The organism is Petrotoga sp. HWHPT.55.6.3 (genome assembly GCF_002895495.1).
GTDB lineage: Bacteria > Thermotogota > Thermotogae > Petrotogales > Petrotogaceae > Petrotoga > Petrotoga mobilis.
This window is the reverse complement of record NZ_AZRJ01000003.1, coordinates 1-22,668: the sequence shown is the minus strand read 5'-3', so window position 1 is coordinate 22,668 and position 22,668 is coordinate 1. Positions and strand designations below refer to the sequence as shown.

General features: G+C 33.6%; 21 protein-coding genes. 7 read left to right on the top strand and 14 right to left on the bottom strand.

Translation table 11 applies throughout. The features are described from left to right. Positions 1–109 precede the first annotated feature (109 nt). Positions 110–280: a hypothetical protein gene (locus X926_RS10115; RefSeq protein WP_155811049.1), complete on the top strand. Its 171-nt coding sequence runs from the start codon at positions 110–112 to the stop codon at positions 278–280. 347 nt (positions 281–627) lie between these two features. After that, the gene (locus X926_RS01100) at positions 628–2,205 is read left to right on the top strand and encodes an NFACT family protein (protein ID WP_158245166.1); all 1,578 of its coding nucleotides are present in this window, start codon (positions 628–630) and stop codon (positions 2,203–2,205) included. Here the strand turns inward: X926_RS01100 and X926_RS01095 are convergent. The 7 genes from X926_RS01095 to X926_RS01065 all read right to left on the bottom strand — a co-directional run bounded on the left by X926_RS01095 (position 2,202) and on the right by X926_RS01065 (position 10,769). Then, positions 2,202–3,359: a tagaturonate epimerase family protein gene (locus X926_RS01095; RefSeq protein WP_103064657.1), complete on the bottom strand. Its 1,158-nt coding sequence runs from the start codon at positions 3,357–3,359 to the stop codon at positions 2,202–2,204. The genes X926_RS01100 and X926_RS01095 overlap by 4 nt on opposite strands. Before the next feature lie 14 nt (positions 3,360–3,373). Then, a complete protein-coding gene (locus X926_RS01090) occupies positions 3,374–4,531 on the bottom strand; it encodes an ROK family transcriptional regulator (RefSeq protein ID WP_103064656.1) in 1,158 nt (385 codons plus the stop codon). Positions 4,532–4,564: 33 nt separating this feature from the next. After that, a complete protein-coding gene (gene uxaC, locus X926_RS01085; RefSeq protein WP_103064655.1) occupies positions 4,565–5,932 on the bottom strand; it encodes a glucuronate isomerase in 1,368 nt (455 codons plus the stop codon). Positions 5,933–6,221: 289 nt separating this feature from the next. Continuing rightward, on the bottom strand, positions 6,222–7,409 hold the full coding sequence (gene nagA / locus X926_RS01080; protein ID WP_103064654.1) for an N-acetylglucosamine-6-phosphate deacetylase: 1,188 nt from the start codon (positions 7,407–7,409) through the stop codon (positions 6,222–6,224). 339 nt (positions 7,410–7,748) lie between these two features. Beyond that, complete coding sequence (locus X926_RS01075) at positions 7,749–8,492, bottom strand: glucosamine-6-phosphate deaminase (RefSeq protein WP_103064653.1); 744 nt, start codon at positions 8,490–8,492, stop codon at positions 7,749–7,751. A 468-nt stretch (positions 8,493–8,960) separates the two neighbouring features. Beyond that, positions 8,961–10,250, bottom strand: coding sequence for a TRAP transporter large permease (locus X926_RS01070; protein ID WP_103064652.1), 1,290 nt, complete (start codon positions 10,248–10,250; stop codon positions 8,961–8,963). Positions 10,251–10,283: 33 nt separating this feature from the next. Further along, positions 10,284–10,769: a TRAP transporter small permease gene (locus tag X926_RS01065; RefSeq protein WP_103064651.1), complete on the bottom strand. Its 486-nt coding sequence runs from the start codon at positions 10,767–10,769 to the stop codon at positions 10,284–10,286. A 471-nt stretch (positions 10,770–11,240) separates the two neighbouring features. Here X926_RS01065 and X926_RS01055 point away from each other — a divergent pair, with 471 nt between their 5' ends. Together X926_RS01055 and X926_RS01050 are read left to right on the top strand one after the other, a co-directional pair. Beyond that, positions 11,241–11,984 carry a transposase gene (locus X926_RS01055; RefSeq protein ID WP_103064649.1) on the top strand — a complete coding sequence of 248 codons (744 nt, stop codon included), beginning with the start codon at positions 11,241–11,243 and terminating at the stop codon, positions 11,982–11,984. Continuing rightward, positions 11,975–12,268, top strand: a complete 294-nt coding sequence (locus X926_RS01050; RefSeq protein ID WP_103064648.1) for a transposase — start codon at positions 11,975–11,977, stop codon at positions 12,266–12,268. Before X926_RS01055 ends, X926_RS01050 begins: the two co-directional genes overlap by 10 nt. Before the next feature lie 768 nt (positions 12,269–13,036). On the opposite strand, the gene X926_RS01040 is transcribed toward X926_RS01050, so the two are convergent. Further along, entirely contained in the window at positions 13,037–14,011 is a 975-nt protein-coding gene (locus X926_RS01040; protein ID WP_103064646.1) for a TRAP transporter substrate-binding protein, read from the bottom strand. 186 nt (positions 14,012–14,197) lie between these two features. Next, complete coding sequence (aglA, locus tag X926_RS01035; protein ID WP_103064645.1) at positions 14,198–15,589, bottom strand: alpha-glucosidase AglA; 1,392 nt, start codon at positions 15,587–15,589, stop codon at positions 14,198–14,200. Between the two features lie 210 nt (positions 15,590–15,799). On the opposite strand from aglA, the gene X926_RS01030 reads away from it, so the two are divergent. The 3 genes from X926_RS01030 to X926_RS01020 all read left to right on the top strand — a co-directional run bounded on the left by X926_RS01030 (position 15,800) and on the right by X926_RS01020 (position 19,081). Beyond that, positions 15,800–16,963 (top strand): glycerol-3-phosphate acyltransferase, encoded by a 1,164-nt coding sequence (locus X926_RS01030; RefSeq protein ID WP_158245165.1) that lies wholly within the window; start codon positions 15,800–15,802, stop codon positions 16,961–16,963. Positions 16,964–17,045: 82 nt separating this feature from the next. After that, positions 17,046–17,714, top strand: a complete 669-nt coding sequence (locus X926_RS01025) for a response regulator transcription factor (RefSeq protein ID WP_012208678.1) — start codon at positions 17,046–17,048, stop codon at positions 17,712–17,714. A 26-nt stretch (positions 17,715–17,740) separates the two neighbouring features. Continuing rightward, the gene (locus X926_RS01020; protein ID WP_103064643.1) at positions 17,741–19,081 is read left to right on the top strand and encodes a cell wall metabolism sensor histidine kinase WalK; all 1,341 of its coding nucleotides are present in this window, start codon (positions 17,741–17,743) and stop codon (positions 19,079–19,081) included. A 66-nt stretch (positions 19,082–19,147) separates the two neighbouring features. Here the strand turns inward: X926_RS01020 and X926_RS01015 are convergent, their stop codons facing one another. The 5 genes from X926_RS01015 to X926_RS00995 form a co-directional block, all read right to left on the bottom strand. Beyond that, positions 19,148–19,693 (bottom strand): PspC domain-containing protein, encoded by a 546-nt coding sequence (locus X926_RS01015; protein ID WP_233186650.1) that lies wholly within the window; start codon positions 19,691–19,693, stop codon positions 19,148–19,150. Positions 19,694–19,734: 41 nt separating this feature from the next. Further along, complete coding sequence (locus X926_RS01010) at positions 19,735–20,289, bottom strand: DUF402 domain-containing protein (protein ID WP_103064642.1); 555 nt, start codon at positions 20,287–20,289, stop codon at positions 19,735–19,737. Positions 20,290–20,311: 22 nt separating this feature from the next. Continuing rightward, complete coding sequence (locus tag X926_RS01005) at positions 20,312–21,544, bottom strand: DUF1015 domain-containing protein (protein WP_103064641.1); 1,233 nt, start codon at positions 21,542–21,544, stop codon at positions 20,312–20,314. A gap of 2 nt (positions 21,545–21,546) precedes the next feature. Further along, positions 21,547–21,978: an rRNA maturation RNase YbeY gene (gene ybeY / locus X926_RS01000; RefSeq protein WP_103064640.1), complete on the bottom strand. Its 432-nt coding sequence runs from the start codon at positions 21,976–21,978 to the stop codon at positions 21,547–21,549. A 12-nt stretch (positions 21,979–21,990) separates the two neighbouring features. Beyond that, positions 21,991–22,668: HDIG domain-containing metalloprotein (locus X926_RS00995; protein ID WP_146255744.1), on the bottom strand; the 678-nt coding region annotated here is incomplete at its 5' end.

Below are 22,668 nucleotides of genomic sequence, written 5' to 3'. Positions count from 1 at the left end.
TGTTGGTGTTTAAGCCGATAAATTTGTTCGACTTTTATTTTCTAACGAGGTTATTTTTAAATTTATCGGCTAATTTTGTGTAAAGTTGAGTGTATAAGGAGGGGATAGTATGTCTAAACCTTGGTTGATGGTAGTGGGAATTTATATCGTACTTATGGCAATTGTTGCCCTTACAGTGGGGCAAATGCCAGCGTGGCGCGGAACAATAGACATCATACTTGGTTTAATTGCTTTGATAGTTGCTTTTATGGATAAAGGAAAGAAAGGATCAGCAGCGTAGAATTTTAATTTCATAGATTTTTACAAAACACAAAAGAGGCATAGATTGTTTTGCCTCTTTTGTGTTCTTATTGCAGCCTTGTGCAAAAAGGTCTTTTTTCGTAATGTTTTTGAATAACTTTCCTAATCTCATTTGCTTAGCTTTTGCCGTTTTATGCAAAACGTTTGTTGCTGATTTGTGCAAAATGGTTTGTTTGCAATGCTTTAGAAATATTTTCCAAAATCTCGTTTGCTACGCAAACGATGTTATGCGAATTTGGGGTTCTTAAGGGGCAAAGCCCCTTAAAGATTATGGGCGGGCAGCGGGGTGAAGGGGCGCTATATTTTAAATAAAACGAGGTGTCTTACTTGCCTTTTGATGGTTTGGTATTACATAAAGTATTAAAAGAAATAAAAGACAACATTGTGGGGGATAGAATAAAAAATATATATCAACCTATCAAACCCCAAGTGTTAATTCAGTTCTCTCAAAGTTTTGTGCTTCTTTCGTTAAAAAGCCCTTCCTATGTTATTTTACTTTCTCAAAAACCAAACGTACCAATACAGCCAGCGAACTTTGCACAGTTTTTAAGAAAAAAAATAAGAAACGGAAGAGTGGTAAATGTTGAACAGTTAGGTTTAGATAGGATAGGTTACTTTGAAATTGAAAGCTATGATCAAGAAACCTCCACTCTGCGTCAATATAAGCTATTTTTCGAATTAATGGGAAGAAATTCCAATGTAATACTCGTTAACGAAGATAATAAAGTAGAAGAATCTTTAAAAAGGATTTATGACGAATTTAGACCCATAATTCCAGGAGTTAAATACATACCTTACTACGATGATTCTCAAACAAATATATTGAGAGAAAACATAGAATACGAAGAAAATATTGATTATGATAGATTGATGGGATTTTCTAAAAAATCAAAAGAGTTTTTGAAAGAAATAGGTATCCAAAGAGCTGTACAAGACCTCAAAAAACCTCATCTTTATTACTTCAATGAGGCAAACACATATGACTTCTCCGCTATTACTCCCAATAATTTTGAATATGAGGAATTAAAACCATCAGAGGCATTGCTCAAAGTCTTTCAAGAAAAGGCTGATCAATCACGATTATTGGAAATAAAAAAGGATTTAGAAAAAAGGGTAAAAAATGAAATCGACAGACTAGAAAAGACAAAAGAACAAATATTACAAGATTTGAATGAAGAAAAAAGTCTAACGGACTTAGAAAAAAAGGGAGAACTTCTTCAAACTTATCTCTACAAAATAAAAAAAGGTGAAAGATATTTTACAGTAACCGATTGGAATACTGGTGAGGAGGTCACAATCGAAATAGACCCACTTTTATCGCCAACACAAAACTTGGAAAAGCTGTATAAAAATATAAAAAGGACAAAGTCAAAAGTTGAATATGCTAAGAAAAGAATAAAAAAAGTGAATAACGAACTCGAATATTACAATCAGTTATTTGAAACAATCTCTTCTGCAGAAGAAATTGAAACCTTAATAGAGATAAAAGAAGAAATGAAAGATATAGGGCTGATAAGTGAAAACACAAAATCTAAAAGGGAAAGAAAAGTAAAAACAACCTTTAGGAAATTTAATTACAAAGGCTTTGAAATACTAGTTGGGAAAAATAACAAGCAAAACGATGAATTGACAAGATCAGCCGCACAGGCCGATATATGGCTTCATACACATGAGATCCCAGGTTCTCATACAATAATAAAATCTTCTGGTAAAGAAATACCAGAAGAAGTAATAGATTACGCAGCAAGAATTGCTGCAACATTTTCTAAAGCAAAAATGTCTTCCAATGTGGCGGTTGATTACACTCAAAGAAAAAACGTATGGAAGCCAAAAGGGGCAAAACCAGGAATGTGGCTGTATAGAAATTATGACACCATTATCGTTGAACCTTTTAGAGAACTTTAGCTTTTTTCTTCAATTTTAAGTTCTTTAACATGTTTTTCTATATGGTTTGCAACGTTTTGATGGTATTCATTTTGGTATTTTGTAAGTATTTCAAAAAACTTTTCTCTGAAACTGTATTGAGGGTTCAAAACGAACATGTATGAAACGTGCAGTGTTTGCCTTCCATCTGGGTTTTGTAGGTACTCTGTTGGAGATAGATCTTTTGGAACAGAGAATGGGTCACAGGAAAGATGGTAGTATTTATCCATTTCTTCTCTTTTATCAAGACATGTTTGCCAGATTTTTTTGAAGATTCCAGGATCTTTTTCAGCTATAACCTTAATAGCTTCGAGATAGCTGGTTCCAGATGTTTTTAGGTGGTAATTCCCTTGAGTAACTTCACCTATTATGGGATAAATGGAGAATTTATCGCTACCAGAATGAATGGAAAGCCTGTATCCAAAGTATTTGGCAATTTTGTCTTGTTTGATAAGAGACTTTTTAAACTCTTGTATATTTCCTATATAGTCAATACCTTTTTGAAACTCTCCAGGGAAACGGGGGGCTAGTGTATCTATTTTTACTCCTTCATCGTAGATATATTTAGATATTAAAAAATGTGTTTTTTCATCTGTTGGAACATCTGTCTCGTCAACTGATACTTCAAAAGATACATCTTTTTTATTTACCTTGGGAAATTTGTTCCACACGTCTATAACTCTTTCTATAACGCTAGCATAAATTGAAACGATTTTATTCAACTCGTTTTTGTCAGAATACTCTATTGGCATATCGTTTACAAAAAAGCTTTTGTTATAAAATTGTTCAAATATTTGGTCTTTTATAGAAGAATCTTTGTTCATATGTTCTGAACAATCCAAAGTCAACATTGTAATTCCCGAATCTAAAGCATATTGAATCTCCTCATCACTTTTCAAATGATCTCCATCAAATCCACTGTTTCCAACATAATTTTCCTCAACAAGTGCGTTTAGTGCATCTTTTCTTACATCAGTAAACGTTCTTCCTGTAAAGTTTAACTCCCTAATACTTTGTTGTGCGAAAACAGGAAAGAAGTTGTATTTTTTTGCAACTTTTATATGGCCCGGGGTTGCAATCCCTATTCTATCTCCAAGGCCCAAAGAGATCCCTCTCTTCGGTAAAGTTGTAAACATTTATATTTTCCTCCTCACGGTATTAATTCTTCTCTTACATATTTTTCGAAGGCATAAGTTGCAGCTCCACAAGCTGTTATGTATTCCCCTATCGAAGAAACTTCAACGTTTACATCTTTGTTTGCGTAAAATATATGTTGGTTGTAACTTTGTTCAGTAGAGTCTTTGAGAAATTCCCATCCGTTTGACACCCCACCTGCTATATAGACCTTTTCTGGATTTAAGATATTGACTAAAGTAGCAATGCCAATTCCTAAATATTTTCCCGCTCTTTCAAAGGCTTTTATAGCATTTTCATCACCTTTTTTGGCTAATTCATATACCAATTTCGATTCACAACTTCCTTCACACTCTAAATTTTTCCCAGATATTTCTTCGTAATTTCTAACAATCGCCTTACTGGAACTTTCTGTTTCCAAACAACCTTTTTTACCGCAGTTACACCTTCTTCCTTCGGGGTTAACCGTAACATGACCTAACTCCCCCGCAGCGTTCTTATATCCCCTAAATATCTTTCCGTTACTTACTATTCCCACTCCTATACCTGGACCAATGTTGATTACACAAAAATCTTTTTCTTTGTGGGAATTGTTAGAAATTAAATTTCTTGCCATCATTATTGTGTTATGATCCACATAAGCTGGCAGGTTGAACTCTTTTTTCATCACCTTTTTAACCTCAAAGTTCGATATATCAATATTGTGAGATCTTATAACCACTCCGTTTTCTGGATCTATATAACCAGGAAAAGCCATACCTATACCGATTATGTTGAATTTGTTTTTAACTATTTTTATATTTTCATAAATCTGCTTCAACAATTTGTCGTTCTTTTCTGAGGCGAATCTTTTGGAATATAAGATGTCTCCCTTCCCGTTTGAGACAATAATCCTTGAATATGCAGAGCCCACGTCATATCCAATAAACAAGAAGTCATCGTAGTTTATATCAAGCAAAATACCCTTTTTCCCTACACGAGAAACATCTTCATTTCCAACTTCTTTCAATACCTTTTTATGAATTAAAAGGTTCGTTATATAACTCACAGTTGAAGGCATGAGACGTGTTTCTCTTGCAATTTCAGCCCTTGTCATAGGGCCTTTGACCCTTAATGATTGAAAAATAAGTGCCGCATTGTTTTCTTTTAAAGATGACAAGGATGCTTTTTTCATCAAAATTGTACCTCCGAGTTCAATAATTTTTATCTAAATTTTTTCAAAAAACAACCTTTTTGGTCTGAAATAACTAATATCTCTTACCAAATCAAATGCTTCCCCGATAGGTATTTGACCTTTTTCTACCATTTCACCAACGACGTTAGATAACTCTCTTCTGAACATCTCTGTCCTTGAACCGTAGGAGATTAGCTTTCTTGAATCTGTTACCCAACCCGCTAAATCGCTTAAAAGGTCTACGGTGGCTATATATTTTAAATACATCTCCATTCCAAAAGGACTGTCGTTGAACCACCAAGGTGCTCCAAGACTAACGTTTGGGAAGGTCCTTGCTATTGTGGCAACGGTTGGAAATAGTGACGGGTCCAAACAGTACAAAACAACTTTCAATTTTTCATCAAATTGGTTTAAAAAGTATTTTAACCCATTTGCCAAGTCAACGTTGCTAGTTGAAATATCTCCTCCGGTGTCTGGCCCCAAAGTATTATATAACTTGTCTCTATAATCTCGCATAGCGCCAATATGTAATTGCATCACCCAATTGCTTTCAGCATTCATCGTCCCAAATTCATAAAACATAAAGGATTTGAAGTCTGAAATTTCTTGTTTCGTTAACTCTTTTTTTGAAAATGCTTTTTCATATACTTCTTTTACTCTTTCTCTTTCAACTGGGGATGAAATTGGTTCAAATATCCCATGGTCACTTGAAACACCACCCAATTCGTTAAATTTTTTGTGAGTCTTGTAAAGGGCATTTAAAAACCCCTCAAAATGTTCAACATTTTCTTTTGTTATTTCTCCTAACTTTTCTACAAAATCTTTCCAATTTTCTTTTTCGATGTTCATAGCTTTGTCGGGTCTCCAAGTGGGAAGAATCTTTATTCCTTCAATATCTTTAGCTTTTTCATGGTATGAGAGATCCTCTGTTGGATCATTTGTTGTACACATTACTTCTACATTCATTTCTTTTAGTAATCGTTGAGGTTTCATACTTTCGCCTTTTAGTAATAAAGAAGTATCTTGCCATATTTTCTCAGCTGTATACTTTGAAATGTTATCCTCTATTTTAAACCTTCTTTTTAGATCGAGGTGTATCCATTCGTATGTAGGATTGCCAACGAACTCAGGAAAAACTTCAGCCAATGCCATCCATTTTTCCTTATTTGAAGCATTTCCAGTTATCTTTTCTTCAGGGACACCTCTTTTTCTCATTGATTCCCAAACATAATGATCTGTGGCTCCTTCCACTTGCCAGATGTCATCCCAACCTTTGTTCTCAACGATCTCTTTCACATCCCCGTGATTGTGAGCATCTAAGATAGGGAAATCTTTAATTGAATTATACAACATCTTCGAAGTGTTGTTTTGTAGTAAATAATTTTCGTCCAAAAAAGACATTTTTCTGACCTCCTTTTAACTTAAAAACCTTGACAATAACAAGTATTTGTGCTTTAATTTTATTACTCATGATATCATTTTCCTCTTTTTATTTTTAATTTTTGGATCTATGAGAAGTAATATCTTTTTACCCCTTTGATCAAGTACCTCATCAATTATTTTTATTATACAGCCTAATAAGTTTATAGCTTTAAAATTTAATTTCTAATCAAGTGGTAAATTGATTAGAATAAAGAATATCAAACTACAAAGATTCGATTTTTCATCCTCTCCTCTTAACCAACCTTTTTTAATTAGCTTCATATTGAATTTCCCCGTTTATTATTACTTTTAATATGTTTATATCTTTATCGAAAATCACAATATCAGCATCTTTACCTATGGTCAAGCTTCCTTTTCTATCATCAATTTTTATTATCTTAGCTGGTGTTAAAGTCATCATTTTGACAGCTTCCTGTAAAGGGACATCGGCTAACGTAACCATTGTTTTCACTAGTCTGCTTGCTGTGGCTACACTACCAGCAAATGCTGATTTATCCAGTAATTTAGCCACTCCTTCTTCTACAATAACTTTTTGTCCGTCTATTGAACTTCCCAGTGTATAAACGCCGTCGGGCATTCCTGCCGCTCTCATCGAATCGGTTACCAAACAAATCTTTTCTGGTCCTTTAATTTTATAGACCAACTTCAATAGACTCGAAGGAAGGTGCTTACCATCGGCAATAATTTCTACACTTGCATCATCCAAAAGAAAAGCGCTTTCTACAACCCCGGCATATCTATATGCATTTATTCTTTTAACCATAGACATTCCTGAATACAAATGAGTAATATGAGAAAATCCACATTCAAATGCTTTCAAAACCTCTTCATAAATTGCATTAGTATGACCAATCGAAGGCAAAATTCCTCTTTCAACTAATTTCCTCCCCATTTCAAGAGCTCCTTTTAATTCAGGAGCAATTGTCCACCTTATAATATCATCACTATAATTTAAAATTTCCTCATATTCCTCCGGTTCAGGGTTTTTTATGTACCTTGGATCCTGAGCTCCTCTCTGTTCCATAGAAAGATAAGGACCTTCTAAATGAATCCCTATTAAATTAGGTCCATTTTTCATCTGTTCTTTTGCTTTTCTATAGCTGTCCAGAGTTTTAAATAATTCTTTTTTTGTACTTGTTAGGGTTGTTGGAACAATAGAAGTTGTACCATATTTCAAATGTGCCAAAGAACCTTTTTCAATGGCTTCTACTGAACCGTCCATAAAATCATACCCCCCACCCCCGTGGGAATGAATATCAATAAAACCAGGACTTATATAATTACCTTCTGCATCAATAATCTTATCTTTTTCTTGGGCAAAAAAATCTTCACCAGTAAAAATTTCACTAATTTTACCTTTTTCTACGATAATTCCACCCCTATCAATTACTCTAATTGGTGTTATAACACTTCCATTTCTAATTATTAATCTCATGAAAATCCTCCTCACATAATTTAATTATACTCTCTTTAGAAACTCTAAAACATGCATTGTAACTAACTTTTAATACCTTCAGTATTATACTTTTGCCTCCTCACTGTATAATTTATTTGATACCACATCTTTATTATCTCGTAAGGAGGTCATCCAATTGTCATTATATGGTAACTCTTCTCAACTGTACTTCGATTTCGTCTACTCTGATTATATGAAAGAACATTCCGAATTTAAGTATCTTCTCGATTTAATCGATATGATCGAGTAGTCCGTTGTTTGGTTTAATTATATGTAATCTCCGGTTTAATTTTATTAACTACTTCTAAATATTCTATTTTATTTGTTAGACAATAAGGACGCAGATTCTCGATCTAAATATACAAAAGCATTTTTATGTGTTTTCAAGACAGAAGCAGGACAATTTGGATTGATCTCTGGGGTACCAAAACAATTTTTTACCGCTTGGGCTTTCCTCAGATCCGGAACAGTACAGATTATATTTTTTGATTTCATTATTTGTTTCACAGACATTGTAATTGCTTTACTTGGGACTTCTTCGATCGAATTAAACCAACCTTCATATACCTGTTGCATCTTAGATTTATCATCCAATTCAACTATAATAAATGGATCCTCTGTATCAAAATCTGCAGGGGGTTCATTAAATGCAATATGCCCATTTTCACCTATGCCAACAAAAGATATATCAATAGTCTTATCTTTAATTATTTTATTTAAACGATTACATTCTTTTTCTGGATCATTATTGCCATTAATTAGGTGTATCTCACCAATTTTATTAACTTTGGAAATAAAATTTTCTTTAAGATACCTTCTAAAACTAGCTGGATGGTCCTCAGAAATTCCAATATATTCATCAAGATGAAACATAGTAGTTTTACTCCAATCAATTGAATCGAATGACGTTAAAACTTCAAGAAAATCCAATTGGGAAGCTCCAGTAGCAACAACAAAAGTAGCCTTCCCTTTTTCATCTATAGTTTCAATAAGTATTTGTCTAGCTTTTTCGGCAGCTGCTTTACTTGCTTCTTTTTTTGTCGAGTATACAAAAGTCTCCATAACTTTTCTGCCTCCTCTAATTTAATTATATAGTCTCTTTAGAAATTCTAAAACATGCATTGTAACCAACTTTTAATACCTTCAATATTATACTTTTACTTCTCCTAAAACACTTATGTATGAAACAGCTTCTTAGCTTGTTTCATTAGAAGGTTTAAATCCTTTTCAATACTTCCCCAATGAACAGTTATTCATTAACTGTATTTCTTTCATGCGTATTTTTCCTAGAAAATTCTTCAATTCTAACTACTTTTCTATTTTTCGAAGAATTATTTTGATTTTCAAAGAGCATTTTAGATAATTATCTAATATTTTAGTACTTTTTTCTTCTATTAACTTATTTTACCTTTCGTTAATCGTTGCTTTTACCTATTTCTGAAGTGGGTAATAAATAAATTTTTCGTGAAACTTGAAATAAGGACTTTTTGATCATTATGGAATTTTTTATTGAAAAGCTTTATAATAATCTTATTTAAAAATAAAATTGGGTAGAAACATAACAAGATCAGGCCAGTAAGTTACCAACATTAGAACAGCCAACATTACCAAATAAAAAGGGATTAAAATTTTAATAGTATCTTCTAATTTTATTCCAGCAATTGAACAACCTACGAATAAAGAAGTCCCAACAGGTGGAGTAACTAAACCAATTCCAAGACCTATCATAAGCACTATCCCAAACTGAATTGGATCCATTCCTAATTCTGTAACAACAGGTAAAAGTATTGGAGTAACTAATAATATTGCTATTCCCATGTCCATGAACATTCCTATAATAAGTAAGAACAAATTAATAATTAACAAAGCCACTGCTCTGTTTGGCGATATATTCATTAGTAAGTTCATTACTAATTCCGGAACATTTAGATAAGCTAAAAGCCATCCAAAGGCACTGGAAGTAGCAATAACAGCAATTATTACCGATAATGTACTTATTGTTTCTTTTAAAATCTTAACAAATTTCTTAAAATTTAAGGATCTATAAATAATGGTTGTTAAAAAAAGCACATAAACCACTGCTATTGCTGCCGACTCTGTGGCTGTAAAAACGCCAAATACAATCCCCCCAATAATAATCACTACGGTTGTTAATCCAAGAAGTGCATCTAAAACAATTTTTCCCGCCTGGTTTAAAGGGATAGATTGTTCTTTAGGGTATCCTCTTTTTATAGCTAAAAAATAAGTTAAAATCATTAATGTTATGCCAAAAAGAATACCAGGTATATAACCCGCCATAAATAATTTCCCTACAGAAACTCCCCCAGCTGCGAGTGAATAGTAAATCATATTCTGACTGGGAGGAATAATAACTCCCTGAATAGAAGATGTAACTGTTACAGCAACTGAATAATCATCATCATAGCCCTTTTCCCTCATCATTGGTATTAGTATAGTTCCAATAGATGAAACATCTGCCACAGAAGAACCAGAAATTCCTCCAAAAAGCATACTGACTAACACATTTACCATAGCAAGTCCACCACGGATTCTGCCAACAACAAGGTTTGAAAACTTGATTAATTTAGTAGATATACCTCCCTCTCCCATTATTAAACCCACCATAATAAAAAAGGGGACGGCCAGAAAGGTAAAACTTTGTAACCCTGTGAGCATCTTTTGAAAAATAATAATAGTTGGGAGATCAAGATACCAAACAGTAATTACCGAAGAAATACCCAAAGAAAATGCAATTGGCACATTAAGAAACATCAATAAAAAGAAACTACCGATAAGAACTAAAATGCCTCCAACCTCCATGTTAACACCTCTTTTCCCTTTGCATTTATATATCTATTTTCTTAAGGTATCAGTAGTAGGAATAAAGATTTTAAGAACTGATTCGATTAAAATTAACAATCCTGTTATAACCAAAGCAAAGCTTACATAAGAAGCAGGAATACCAGTTGCGGGCATCTCACGAATAGCATCTAATTTCACTATTTGCAACCCATGCTGAAACATCAAAAGACTAAACCAGGCAATTAAAAGCCTACCTAATATGTCAACTAATTTTTTAACCTTTTCAGGGAATTTATTTACCAAAAAACTAATGCTTATATGTTTATCATCTCGAAGGCCTATTATTATTCCCAAATAGCCAAACCAGATTAACAATATTATTGATAATTCTTCTCCCCAACTAGCTGGTCTATTAAATATAAACCTCATTAATACCTGCTGTGAGGTAATTACAACCAAAAAAAGTAAAATTAAAATGCATATTAACTCAATTAATTTATTTACCCACCTATAAATTAATCTAAGTGCTTTTATCATTTTAAGGCCTCCTATCAGTTATTTTATACCCTGCCTTTAGAAACTCTTAAACTTGCATTGTAACTAACTTTTAATACCTTCAGTATTATACTTTTGCCTCCTCACTGTATAATTTATTTGATACCACATCTTTATTATCTCGTAAGGAGGTCATCCAATTGTCATTATATGGTAACTCTTCTCAACTGTACTTCGATTTCGTCTACTCTGACTATATGAAAGAACATTCTGAATTTGAGTATCTTCTATGATATTGGATGATACAATATAAGCATAAACAGCTATTTTCTTTAAAAAGTGAGTGGGTAGTAGAACGCCCATCCTGTCTGAACTTTTAAGTTCGTGGAGTAGTTTGTTCGCTACCCACCTTCCGCCCATAAATCCGATACTTGATTGACCTTTCAAGGCCGTATTAGAAAGATGGTTGTAAAAGGCGGATCCTCAAACAATACTAAAGCGAGGTGAAAAAATATGTATTTTGTTGGTATTGACATTTCTAAAAACTCTTTTCATTACTACATCTCCGATTCAGATAGGACCAAAATCGATAGTGGTAAACTCAAGCAGAATATGAGTGGTTTCACAACTTTCGACAAGATCCTTAAAAAGTTCAACAAAAGAGAGATTATAATTGGTATGGAATCCACTTCTGTTTACCATCAACATCTGTTTTCTTATCTACTTAAACACGATTACGATGTCCATATCATTAATCCCCTTTTGTTGAAAGAATTCAGAAAAAGTGAAACTCTTCGCCATTCTAAAAACGATAATATTGATTCCAATCTAATCTCCATTTGGTTAAAAGGAAACGCCCCGAAGGGGGTTCAAGGAAGGTATCCAGACAAGATTCCTTCTTCTAAGGAGATAGATAATTTCACTCAATACTCTAGCGAGATCGTCAACCTTTCTGAGGAGATTTCAAGGGTTAAGAATGAAATCAGACGTTATGTCTACCTTTTGTTTCCAGAATTGGAATCTTTTCAATCCAATATCTTTACCAAGAGTTTAATGAATTTATTGCATAATTTCCCTTCTGCAAGTAAGATCGCTACAGCTAACAAAAAACAGCTTATCGATGCGATGAAGATAGATAATCAATTGCATTTCGATGAAAATAAGTTGGACCAAATCATTACACTTTCTAAAAATTCAATAGCAAGTGGCAATGATGCACATGAGTTAGCTCTTCAAAAAAGAATAGAATGTTGGTAACTTTCGTTGGCATCGATCTTCGTACAGAGGAATCGGGTCAAATGAAAAAAGGTTGGTTTATCAATAGAAAAGGTAACAGGTACCTAAGAAAAGCTGTTTACATCGCTGCCGCCGCTGCTATTAAAAACAATGAATACTTCAAAAATTATTACATGAAACTACGTGCTCGAGGTAAATCACATACTGTTGCTGTGTTAGCTGTAGCGGGAAAATTGTTGAGAATAATATATTCACTGGTAAAGAGCGGGAAAAAATATGATCCTGACTATCATTACCAATTATAAAATCAAGAAATGAGAGTTCATGGCAATTATACAGCAAAAAATTAAAAAGGAAGAGAGAAATAGTAACCTGAATAAACAGCAACTGATACTTTCAACCTAGAAGTACGACTGAATAAGGATTTTTTAAATAGAAAATATTTAAAATTTTTTTAATTAAATAGGGGACTATCATACTTGACTACTCGATTTAATCGATATGATCGATTGGTCCGTTGTCCCAGATTTCAATAATAAGATGGGCAGAACAGGGTACTCCCGTCGGGCTTTACTTAAGGCTATCTTCGTTCAGAAAATTAAGGATTTTACAGTAAGGGAGTTGATTCACTTCCTTAAGAGTAACCCTTTTTCAATGTTCCTATCTTCACCGTGGTTTCCCCTGCTTGCCGCCATGACAAGAATTATGCTTTGGTCCTTTTGAAAAAAGTTGTTAAGTACTTGGATCTTAGTAGGTTTAACTTCTTAACTTGTTTCTTTAGAAGATTTAAACCTTTTTCAATACTTCCCAAATAAACGGTTATTCATTAATTGTACATCTTTCATGCGTATTTTTCCTAGAAAATTCTTCAATTCTAACTACTTTTCTATTTTTCGAAGAATTATTTTGATTTTCAAAGAGCATTTTAGATAATTATCTAAAATTTTAGTACTTTTTTCTTCTATTAACTTATTTTACCTTTCGTTAATCGTTGCTTTTACCTATTTCTGAAGTGGGTATGGAAGAACTTTTTTACTTCCCTCGGTACAATTCCCACGGCAAAGTAGATCTGCTTACTGTAAAGCCCTTATTTGTTCGATTATTTCTGTGTATTCGGGATACATATCATAAATGGGCTCAACGGCTTCCTGAAATTCTACAACGTCAACTTCAAAAATTTGTACTCCTGCAGCAACTACTATTTCTCTCGATTCCTCTTCGAAAGCTAACATTTCCTCTATTTCAAAAGATTGAGCCTCTTTGGCAGCCTCCAGAATTGCTTGTTGATATTCTTTCGGCAAATCGTAGAAAATGTCTTTATTCATTATTGTTACTGCAGGAGGACTTAAATGTCCATCAAGAGTGTAATATGGAGCCACTTCATAATGACTTGAAGTATAGTAACTAACAAAATCATTTTCAGCTCCATCTATAACTCCGGTCTGTAAGGCGCTATAAACTTCACCATAACTTAGTGGTGTAGGAATCCCACCAAGTAATCTTACCATTTCAAGTGAAATTTCTGATGGTTGAACCCTAATTTTTAACCCCTTTAAATCAGCCAAACTTTTTATAGGTTTTTTAACTGTATAGAAATTCCGGCTTCCAGCTTCATAATAATTCAAACCTACAAGACCTGCTTTTTCAAAAGATTCCAATACACTATTCCCAATAGGACCATCGAGAACTTCCCACTTATGGTCAGTGTTAGCAAAAATATAGGGAAGAGTAAAGACACCAACTTCTGGAATAAATTCCGCCAGAGGTACTGTATTTACCCTCGCCATAGCAATAACCCCCGCTCTTACCTGTTGAATACTGTCAACTTCCTCGCCTAAAACAGCACCAGGATACACTTCCACAATAACATTACCATTAGTTTTTTCTTTTACAAGTTCTGCAAAATATTCATCAGCTACTGTAACTGGGTTATTCACGGGCTGATTTTCTGCTAGTTTAAGCACAATAGGCTTCTTAGCTATTGCGCTTACTGATAAGACCATAACAAAAACTACTGTTAATACCAAAACAAAACTCTTTTTCACCATAAACACCTCCTGTAATTTGGTTTTTTCCAATCTCCAAGAATCAGAATACTTGTTATCATCCTCGACAAATAATGAATCTTTTTTTAACGCTTACAAATCACCCCCTTCGTTTAAACCAATTATTCTTGCCCTTATATATCCATTTTCTTCAAGTTTATAAATCACCCCCTTCGTTTAAACTTGTTATTACCTTCTATAATGCTTCTTCATTTCCTTGTTAAAAGGTAGATTGAATATTTCATCCCACAACTTAGGAATATCATCGTAATTTTTGGTTCTTGGATCTCTTACTAAAACTTCTTCTAAAATAGCTCTATCTCCTGTTATAAAGGCTTCTAATGCCATTTCCATTCTTGTGATTCTGGGAACTATATAGTAATTTTTAATCTTTTCTGGTAGATCCGGTTGTATCTTTTCAGAGAATATTCCATTTTTGTTAACTTTTACAGGAACTTCTACCACTACATCGTCAGGAATATTTTTTATCGTTCCATTATTCAAAACATTCAGGAATAATCGTGCTTCAACGTCATTAGTTAAAGCGTTTATAAAAGGTATCTGTTGTTCGCCACTCATTTTTTCTTTTGGAAATTCTTCAGGCCAGTTTTCTGTAATTTTGATACTTGGATCTTTTGAAACTTGAATTATCATTCTTTTTATTTGACGTAGTTCTTCATAGAACTTTGGCCTTTCAACTTCGTTGTCTATCCCCCCAAACTTTCCATACCATTTCTTTTTTGCTTGTAAACTATGATGATGTTTCCAAGTGCTGTTTCTAGTTGTGTCTCCTATGGGTAACAATCCATAGAATTTGTACATATCGATAACTGCTGGAGCTAAATGGGTATCCCAAGGATTTTTTGGTTCCCAATTATTTGATTCTTCTTCTATCCATTTGTCTAAGATTGGGTAAGCCTCTTCGCCCTTGTATAAAAATCGGTTTAACCAAATCCCATGGTTCACTCCAGCTACCTGCCAATCAGTTTCTTTTTCTTCTAATCCTAAAGTTTTTAGAACTTCGTGGACACCTCCAACCCCATGACAAAAGCCTACTACTTTTACATTAGTCAGCCTTTTAATCAATTGTGTAATTTCGAAAACAGGGTTAGCAGTTTGTATAAGCCATGCATTCGGACATATTTTTTCGATCGATTTGGCTATATCTAATGATAATTTCAGATGATTGTAGTTTGTGAATGTATAATAATCCGACACCATGTTGAATTCTTGACTATCTATTCCTCTGTAGTAACCATATTTTTCTGCAACATCTCTCATGATTTCATAACTTACATATCCATCTTCATGACCTGGTGCTCTGTATAATGCTGTGTTTATAACAAAGTCTGCATCTTTTAAAGATTCTTCACGGTTGGTAGTTTTCTCAAATTTAAGATTTCCACCTATTTCTTCAGTGTATCTTTTAGCAAGGTTATCTACGGCATTTAATCGTTCTTCGTCTATGTCCATGAAAGAGATTAAACTTCCGTTTAATTCCTTTGTCTTTGCTAAATCCCCTACTAATTTCACTGTGTATCTGACACTACCTGCTCCTATAAAAGAAATTTTAACTGGCATGTTTTTCTGACTCCTTTAATTAATTCATTCTAAAATCGAATTTATTCGTATCCATTTTAAATTAAAATAAACAAAAAGTCAACCTTGATTTTACCTGATTATAGTCAATGTAATCCAATTAAATCCAAATATTTTTGATTAGGTTGATTTTTCTCATTTTTTCTAAGGATTTGAAAAAAAGAGTATAATAAAAAATAAGAGGTGATCGATGTGGAACTTTTAATCTCGTTGGTTGCGAGTTATCTTATCGGTTCGATACCATGGAGTTTTATTTTTGCAAAAATTTTTTCTGGAAAGGATATTAGAAAAGAAGGAACTAAAAATGTCGGCACAACTAACGCTTGGAAAATAGCCGGACCTGTAGCAGGTGTATTATCTTTTACAGGAGATTCAACCAAAGGGGGTTTGGCTATTTTAATCGGTTTTTTGCTTGGTATAGGTAAGAGTTGGTGGCCATTACTTGCTTTAGTAGCAATAATAGGTCATTCTTGGTCTATTTGGTTGAAGGGTAAAGGTGGAGTTGGGGTAGCAGCAGCTGTGGGGTCTTTTGTTGTTTTGTTTCCATTGGAGTCTGCGGCTTTTGGTATATTAGCTGGAACGTTATGGCTTACTTTTGGTAAAGGGATAATGTTCGTTTTGTCATTTTTGTGGCCTTTTGTTATTTTGATAGGATATCTGAGAGGTACTATGGATTTATTGGGCACTATTTTGACTATTATTTTGGTAGCTTGGCTTTTTATTAAAGGTTGGGAGAATTTGAAAAGAGTTTTCCGAGAGGTAAAAGAGCCTTTAAAAGATAATTTTGTTAGAAGAAAGATCTGGCGTTATATGGGCCTTTTGTTCCCAACGCTTGCTTACCCACTTTGGGGTCCTGTGGTTTTTAGATATATTGTTGTAATTGCTGGTTTAATAGCTCTTTCTCTTGAATTAATAAGAAAATACTCAAAAAGTATAAATGAGTTTTTGAAGAAAATTTTTAAACCCGTTGGAAAAAGCGAAGAGGCTTATAAGATTTCAGGAACAAGTTATTTTCTTATGGGTTCAGCTATTGCAGGATTGTTCCCTGTTCCATATTCTTTGATCTCTATTGTGATGTTAGCACTGGGAGATTCTTGGGCTGTATTGGTTGGAAAAAAGTGGGGTAAACATCAATGGTTGAAAGGGAAGTCGGTGGAGGGGAGTTTAGCGTGTTTTTTCATTTCTTTTGCATCGGGAGCTGTTTACATGAATTTGATTGGTTTACCGATTAGTTATATGGCCTTGATTGTGGGTGCTCTTTCGGCAACTGTTGTGGAGGGGTTTGGTAATTGGTTAAACGATAATTTGACGATGGCTCCAATGGCTGCCTTTTTCATGTGGTTTGTTAACATTTAAAAAGTTATTTTTTTCATAAAACTTTAATTTGAGAGTCAGAAAATTAGTTGTGGTAGAATATTAATTATGGTGGTGAATAATTATGAAAATCCTTGTTGTTGAGGATGAAGAAAAACTTGCTTATATAATAAAAAGGGGACTTACGGAAGAAGGATACTGTATCGATGTTGTTTACGACGGAGAAGAAGCGGAAAACTATGCAAAATATTCTTCATACGATTTGATAATTTTAGATATAATGCTACCAAAAAAAGATGGGATAACCGTTTGTCAAAATATAAGAAAAGAAAACATCAATACTCCAATATTGATGTTAACTGCAAAGGATAGTGTGGGGGACAGAGTTAAGGGTTTGGATTCCGGAGCGGATGATTATTTGGTAAAACCTTTTGATTTCGATGAATTATTTGCAAGGGTTAGATCTTTATTAAGAAGAGAAAGTTTCACTCGTAACCCAGTTCTTAAAGTGGGAGATTTAACCTTAAACACCTTAACAAGAGAGGTTTGGATGGGGGAGAAAAAATTGAAATTAACCCCGAAGGAATACAATATCTTGGAGTATTTTATGAGAAACCCAAAAATAGTAGTTACCAGAACTATTCTTGAGGAGAAAATGTGGGATATCGATTTTGAAGGTAACTCAAACGTTATAGACGTGTATATAAGAAGGTTGAGAAAGAAAATTGGAGATAAAGAAGGTAAAATTCTAGAGACTGTTAGAGGAGCTGGTTATAGGTTAACGGTATCTTAAGTTTTTTTAAGAGCATAAAATTCAAATTGACCGTTTGGTACTTACTAATAATGGCCATTTTGCTTTTAGTATTTGGGCTAAGTTCTTTTTATGCTTTAAGGTATAGCCTATATGATAACATTGATAATTTTTTGTTGACAAGGATGGATGATTTTAAAGGAGTATTAGAACAAGCAGAGAATGTTGAAAATATCGTAAATATAAAAGCGTTGCCGAACGAAATGATTTACGTTTATAGTGATGATGCTAGTTTGTTAAGATTTTATGGCTATCTTATAAAAATACCAGACATTCAGGGGAAGGTACAAAAAGCCAATGCAGGCGAAACATTTTTCTTCAATTTAACTACCGACTTCAATTGGAACACTAGATTTTATATTTCAAACGCACAACTAAAAGAAAATTCGAATGTTGTCATAATCATTGGAAGATTTACTAATGAGATAGAGAATGTTTTGGCTCGTTTGAAAATGATTTTGATATCGACAGGTGTTTTGGTAATGATTCTTGCGGGGATAGGGGGATTTTTTTACGCCGATAGTTCTCTTAGACCTGTTGAAAAAATTATAAATACTGCAAAGAATATTGAAGAAAATAATTTAACTGAAAGAATAAAAGTAAACTCCCAAGACGAGTTGGGAAGGTTAGCTTCTACGTTGAATCAAATGATTTCTAGGCTTGAAAAAGCCTTTGAACAACAGAAACAATTCACCGCGGATGTTTCTCATGATTTAAGAACCCCACTTTCAATAATTCAAGCGGAAAGTAGTTTGTCTTTGAAAAAAGACAGGTCAATAGAAGAGTATAAAAAATCATTAGAGTTGATCTTGGAAGAAACTTCTTATATGTCAGAAATTATCGATAAATTGCTTTTTTTAGCCAGAAGTGATAACAAAACTCAATTTTATAATTTTACCAAAATTAATTTGAAATCTTTGTTGGAAGAAGTAATAAAAAAAGTTAGTCCATTGTACCACAACAAAGGTCTAGCAGTAGAAGTTGCAAAGTTGGAAGAGCTATATATCAGGGCAGATAAAGAAAAATTAAAAGAAGCTATTATAAATATTTTAGATAATTCTTTAAAGTATACGGATGAAGGAAAAGTTACTATTTCTTCTGTTAAAAGAGGTAATTTTGCTAAAATATCGATAGAAGATACGGGTAGAGGTATTCCTAAAGAAGATTTACATAGAATATTCGATCGTTTCTATAGGGGAGACAAAGCAAGGACAAGCAGTGAAAAAAGTACTGGTCTGGGGCTAGCAATTGTTAAAGAGATCGTTAATGCTCATGATGGAAGAATAGAAGTGAAGAGTGAAGTTGGAAAAGGAACTGTGTTTTCTTTATTTTTGCCTATTGAAAAATAAGGGCCAAAAGGCCCTTTTCGATTTTCAAGATTAATTAAGCTATATAACTTGGCACGAGATCCAAAACTATTTTTTAGTCCTTGAGGTTGAAATTAAATATGCACCAATTCCGATCAGTAATATACTTATCACGATTTTGATAAAATTTCTAAAGAAAAATGTCGAAGGAGTTATTATACTTACCAAAATAATTAACCCAATTACGATAAATAGTAAAGCAAACAACCCTATAACGACTTTTCTGTCTTCATCTTCTAAATTATGTGAAACATGGTGATGCTCGTTTTCGGGGGTTTCTTCAAAATTATCAGAATAATGATTTTGTTGAGGTTCAGGAGGGATTATAAAAATTGCGATTATGTACAAAATAACCCCGAATCCCCAAACTAGGCTTAACACAATCCATAGCAGTCGTATAATGACAGGGTCTATTTGAAAATACTCACCTAAGCCTCCGCAAACACCGGCTAAAATCTTATTTTCTCTGGAACGATAAAGTTTTCTCAATTTTTTCTCCTCCAGTTTTGAAGTGGTAACTGTCATTAGAAACTTTTTTAGCGCCCCTTCGCCCCGCTCCCCACCCATAAGGATTAAAGGGTCTTTACTCTTCACTTTGCTCCGCACCCTTTTTTAAGGAAGGGACCTCTGGTCCCTTAGACTCCACTGCTTGCCGAAGTTTTGTTTTTCAAAAGCCAATTAATAGCATTGGGGCCGAATTTCAAATTAATAGCGTCAATTACACCCAAATAATTAAAATTATTAATAAAATGCTCAAGAGTTATTAAATTTTTTTGCATATCAGATAAGGTGACCTTTTTGCATTCAAAAGCTTTTAATAATTCGTCCATATCGAGTATTTTGTATTTTAAGTTGTTATAAACTAGAAGATCTAATTCTTGATCTTGAAATTCAATATTGTCACTGCTGACATTGTATTTACCAAAATCTATATAAACGAGATATTTAGACATTTCACCTTTCTCATCATGATAATAGGTTAGCATAACGTTGTCACTGGGGCATAGTATGCGTTTTATGAAATCAACCGAGTTATGAGAAGATAAAATCTTCCATTTTCTTTTTATTCCGTATAGATTATTTTCAAATATCCTTATTTCATCTAATAGAATTTTTTCATCAACGGCGTGAGTTTTAATTTCTTCGATTTTGTTTTTTAAATCAAAATTATAGTATTTTATAACTACCACCTCTAATGTGTGGGAAAAAGGCTCAGCTTAATTCATGAATTAATAAGCCACTCCTCAATTTTGGTTCAAACCAAGTGGATTTAGGTGGCATTATCTTGTTCATCTCTGCAACTTTTAAGAGTTGGTCTATTTGAGTGGGATACATAGAAAATCCAACTTTCCAATCTTTTTTGTCTACCCACTTTTCGATTTCTTTTACACCTCTAATACCACCCAGGAAATATATTCTTGGATCGGTTCTGGGATCTTTTATGGAAAGTATGGGATCTAATAAGTATTTTTGCAATATTTGTACATCAAGGTTTTCTACAGGATCTTCACTTTCTTCACCTCTAAATGTGAGTTTGTACCATTTTTTTTGAAGATACATTCCAAAAGAGTGTGAGGAATCAGGAGAATAAGGTGAAAAGGGAGCTTCTTCTACTTCAAAATAAGAACCCATCTTTTTCAAAAATTCATCTTCATTTAAACCATTTAGATCTTTAACAATTCTATTGTACGGGAGTATTCTGAGTTCGTTGTGGGGGAAAATAGCGGCCATAAAATAATTGTAGGGTTTATTCAAAGAGTAACTTGTGTCTTTTTCTTTCAGTATTTTTTGAACTCTGGAAGCGGCAGCAGCCCTATGGTGTCCATCTACAATGTAAAGATATTCGATAGTATTGAAAGCTTTTTCGATTTGTTCCCTTTCGTTTTCTTCTTGGATTTTGATGAGTTCATGTTTCACATTGTTTTCATCGCAAAAGGAATAAAGAATTTCCTTGTTTTTTATAAGCTTGTCAATGATTGCTTTTAAGTCTTCTTGGGCTTTGTAGGTTAAGAAAACAGGTCCAGTTTGTGCATTTAGATTTAATATGTGATTTGTCCTGTCGTCTTCTTTGTCACTTCTTGTTAATTCATGTTTTTTTATAATCCCTTTGTCGTACTCATCCACGCTCACCACAGCAAAAAAACCTGTTTGAGAAACTCCTTGCCAGGTTTCACGATAAATATAAAAAGATGGTTCAACATCTTTGATTAATACGCCATTTTTAATAAAGGATTCAAGATTTTCTTTGGCTTTTTTGTAAATAGCTTCTTTAGAATCTTCTTTCGCCTCTACTTCGGACCTTGTTACCCTCAAGAAAGAATTGGGGTTTCTAGAGATTATTTCCTTAACTTCATCCTCCTCAAGTACATCGTAGGGTGGGCAAGAAAAACACTGTTCTATCCCTTTATATGGTCTTAAAGCTTTAAAGGGCTTTACTGTAGCCAACTCTATCTCCTCCTGTCTTTGATTAATTGATCAAAATATTGATCTTGAACGTCAAACATTTTTTTAGCATCTTCTTCAGAGTTTTCATGATCGTAGCCAACGATGTGTAGTAAGCCATGAATAAGTATATAATAGAATTCTTCTTCAAATGAATTGCCAAAATCAGGCGCTTGTTTTTCTATACTTTCAACAGAAATGACAATATCTCCAATGACAGGTTCGTTTAAACCATAAGAAAAGGATAAAACATCCGTAGGTGAACTTTTGCCTCTATATTTATTGTATTCGCTTATATTCTTATCGTCGGTGATTAATATGTTTAATTCAAAATCCCCTTCGCCAACCTCGTTTAGAAGAAGTTTTTTGGCGATATCTTTGATTATTTTAGTGTCTATCTCTCTTAACTCTTGTTGGTTTATAACGTTTATTTTCAAAGGCGTTCTCCTCTACTCTTTAAGTTCTTTTGCCTCAACTTTGGGATAGGATATCCTTTTATGATTCATTTCCATTATGGTTCTAATAATTCTGCCTTTTATCTTTTTGACTTCTCTAAGTGTTAATCCACAATCATCTAACTGTCCTTCAAAAAAAAGGGAGTTTATCAAATTATCAAGTTTTTCATTAAGATCAACAGCGCTTAAGTCTTGCATACTTCTTACCATGGCTTCAGTTACATCGCATATCATAAGTATGGCAGCTTCCTTAAATTGAGGAATAGGTCCGGGATATCTGAACATGTTGGTATCTTTTATCCCTGTTTGATTATAATATTCGCTGTAAAAGAATTGCTTAACCCTTGTGCCATGATGCTGTGCTATCATATCCTCTATTAGTATAGGTAAACGGTGTTTTTTTGCCAATTCGATACCATAAGTGACATGGTTGTTTAAAATCAAAGAACTTAATTTAGCACTTATATCGGAATGAGGGTTTTTATTCTTTTGATTCTCGGAAAAAAACTGAGGTCTCCACACCTTCCCTATATCGTGGAAATAAGAACCTACCCTGGCTAAAACCATATTTCCATTGATAATCTCAGCAGAGCTTTCCGCTAAGTTAGATATGATCATGCTGTGATAGTATGTTCCTGGTGCTTTCAAAGAAAGATTTTTTAGCAAAGGATT

Bases quoted from the DNA above. Each gene is read 5' to 3' on its own strand.
- X926_RS01025 (WP_012208678.1), top strand. From the start codon at position 17,046: ATGAAAATCCTTGTTGTTGAGGATGAAGAAAAACTTGCTTATATAATA.
- nagA (WP_103064654.1), bottom strand. From the start codon at position 7,409: ATGAGATTAATAATTAGAAATGGAAGTGTTATAACACCAATTAGAGTA.
- aglA (WP_103064645.1), bottom strand. From the start codon at position 15,589: ATGCCAGTTAAAATTTCTTTTATAGGAGCAGGTAGTGTCAGATACACA.
- X926_RS01090 (WP_103064656.1), bottom strand. From the start codon at position 4,531: ATGAAAAAAGCATCCTTGTCATCTTTAAAAGAAAACAATGCGGCACTT.
- uxaC (WP_103064655.1), bottom strand. From the start codon at position 5,932: ATGTCTTTTTTGGACGAAAATTATTTACTACAAAACAACACTTCGAAG.
- X926_RS01095 (WP_103064657.1), bottom strand. From the start codon at position 3,359: ATGTTTACAACTTTACCGAAGAGAGGGATCTCTTTGGGCCTTGGAGAT.
- X926_RS01065 (WP_103064651.1), bottom strand. From the start codon at position 10,769: ATGATAAAAGCACTTAGATTAATTTATAGGTGGGTAAATAAATTAATT.
- X926_RS01070 (WP_103064652.1), bottom strand. From the start codon at position 10,250: ATGGAGGTTGGAGGCATTTTAGTTCTTATCGGTAGTTTCTTTTTATTG.
- X926_RS01050 (WP_103064648.1), top strand. From the start codon at position 11,975: ATGTTGGTAACTTTCGTTGGCATCGATCTTCGTACAGAGGAATCGGGT.
- X926_RS01040 (WP_103064646.1), bottom strand. From the start codon at position 14,011: ATGGTGAAAAAGAGTTTTGTTTTGGTATTAACAGTAGTTTTTGTTATG.
- X926_RS10115 (WP_155811049.1), top strand. From the start codon at position 110: ATGTCTAAACCTTGGTTGATGGTAGTGGGAATTTATATCGTACTTATG.
- X926_RS01075 (WP_103064653.1), bottom strand. From the start codon at position 8,492: ATGGAGACTTTTGTATACTCGACAAAAAAAGAAGCAAGTAAAGCAGCT.
- X926_RS01055 (WP_103064649.1), top strand. From the start codon at position 11,241: ATGTATTTTGTTGGTATTGACATTTCTAAAAACTCTTTTCATTACTAC.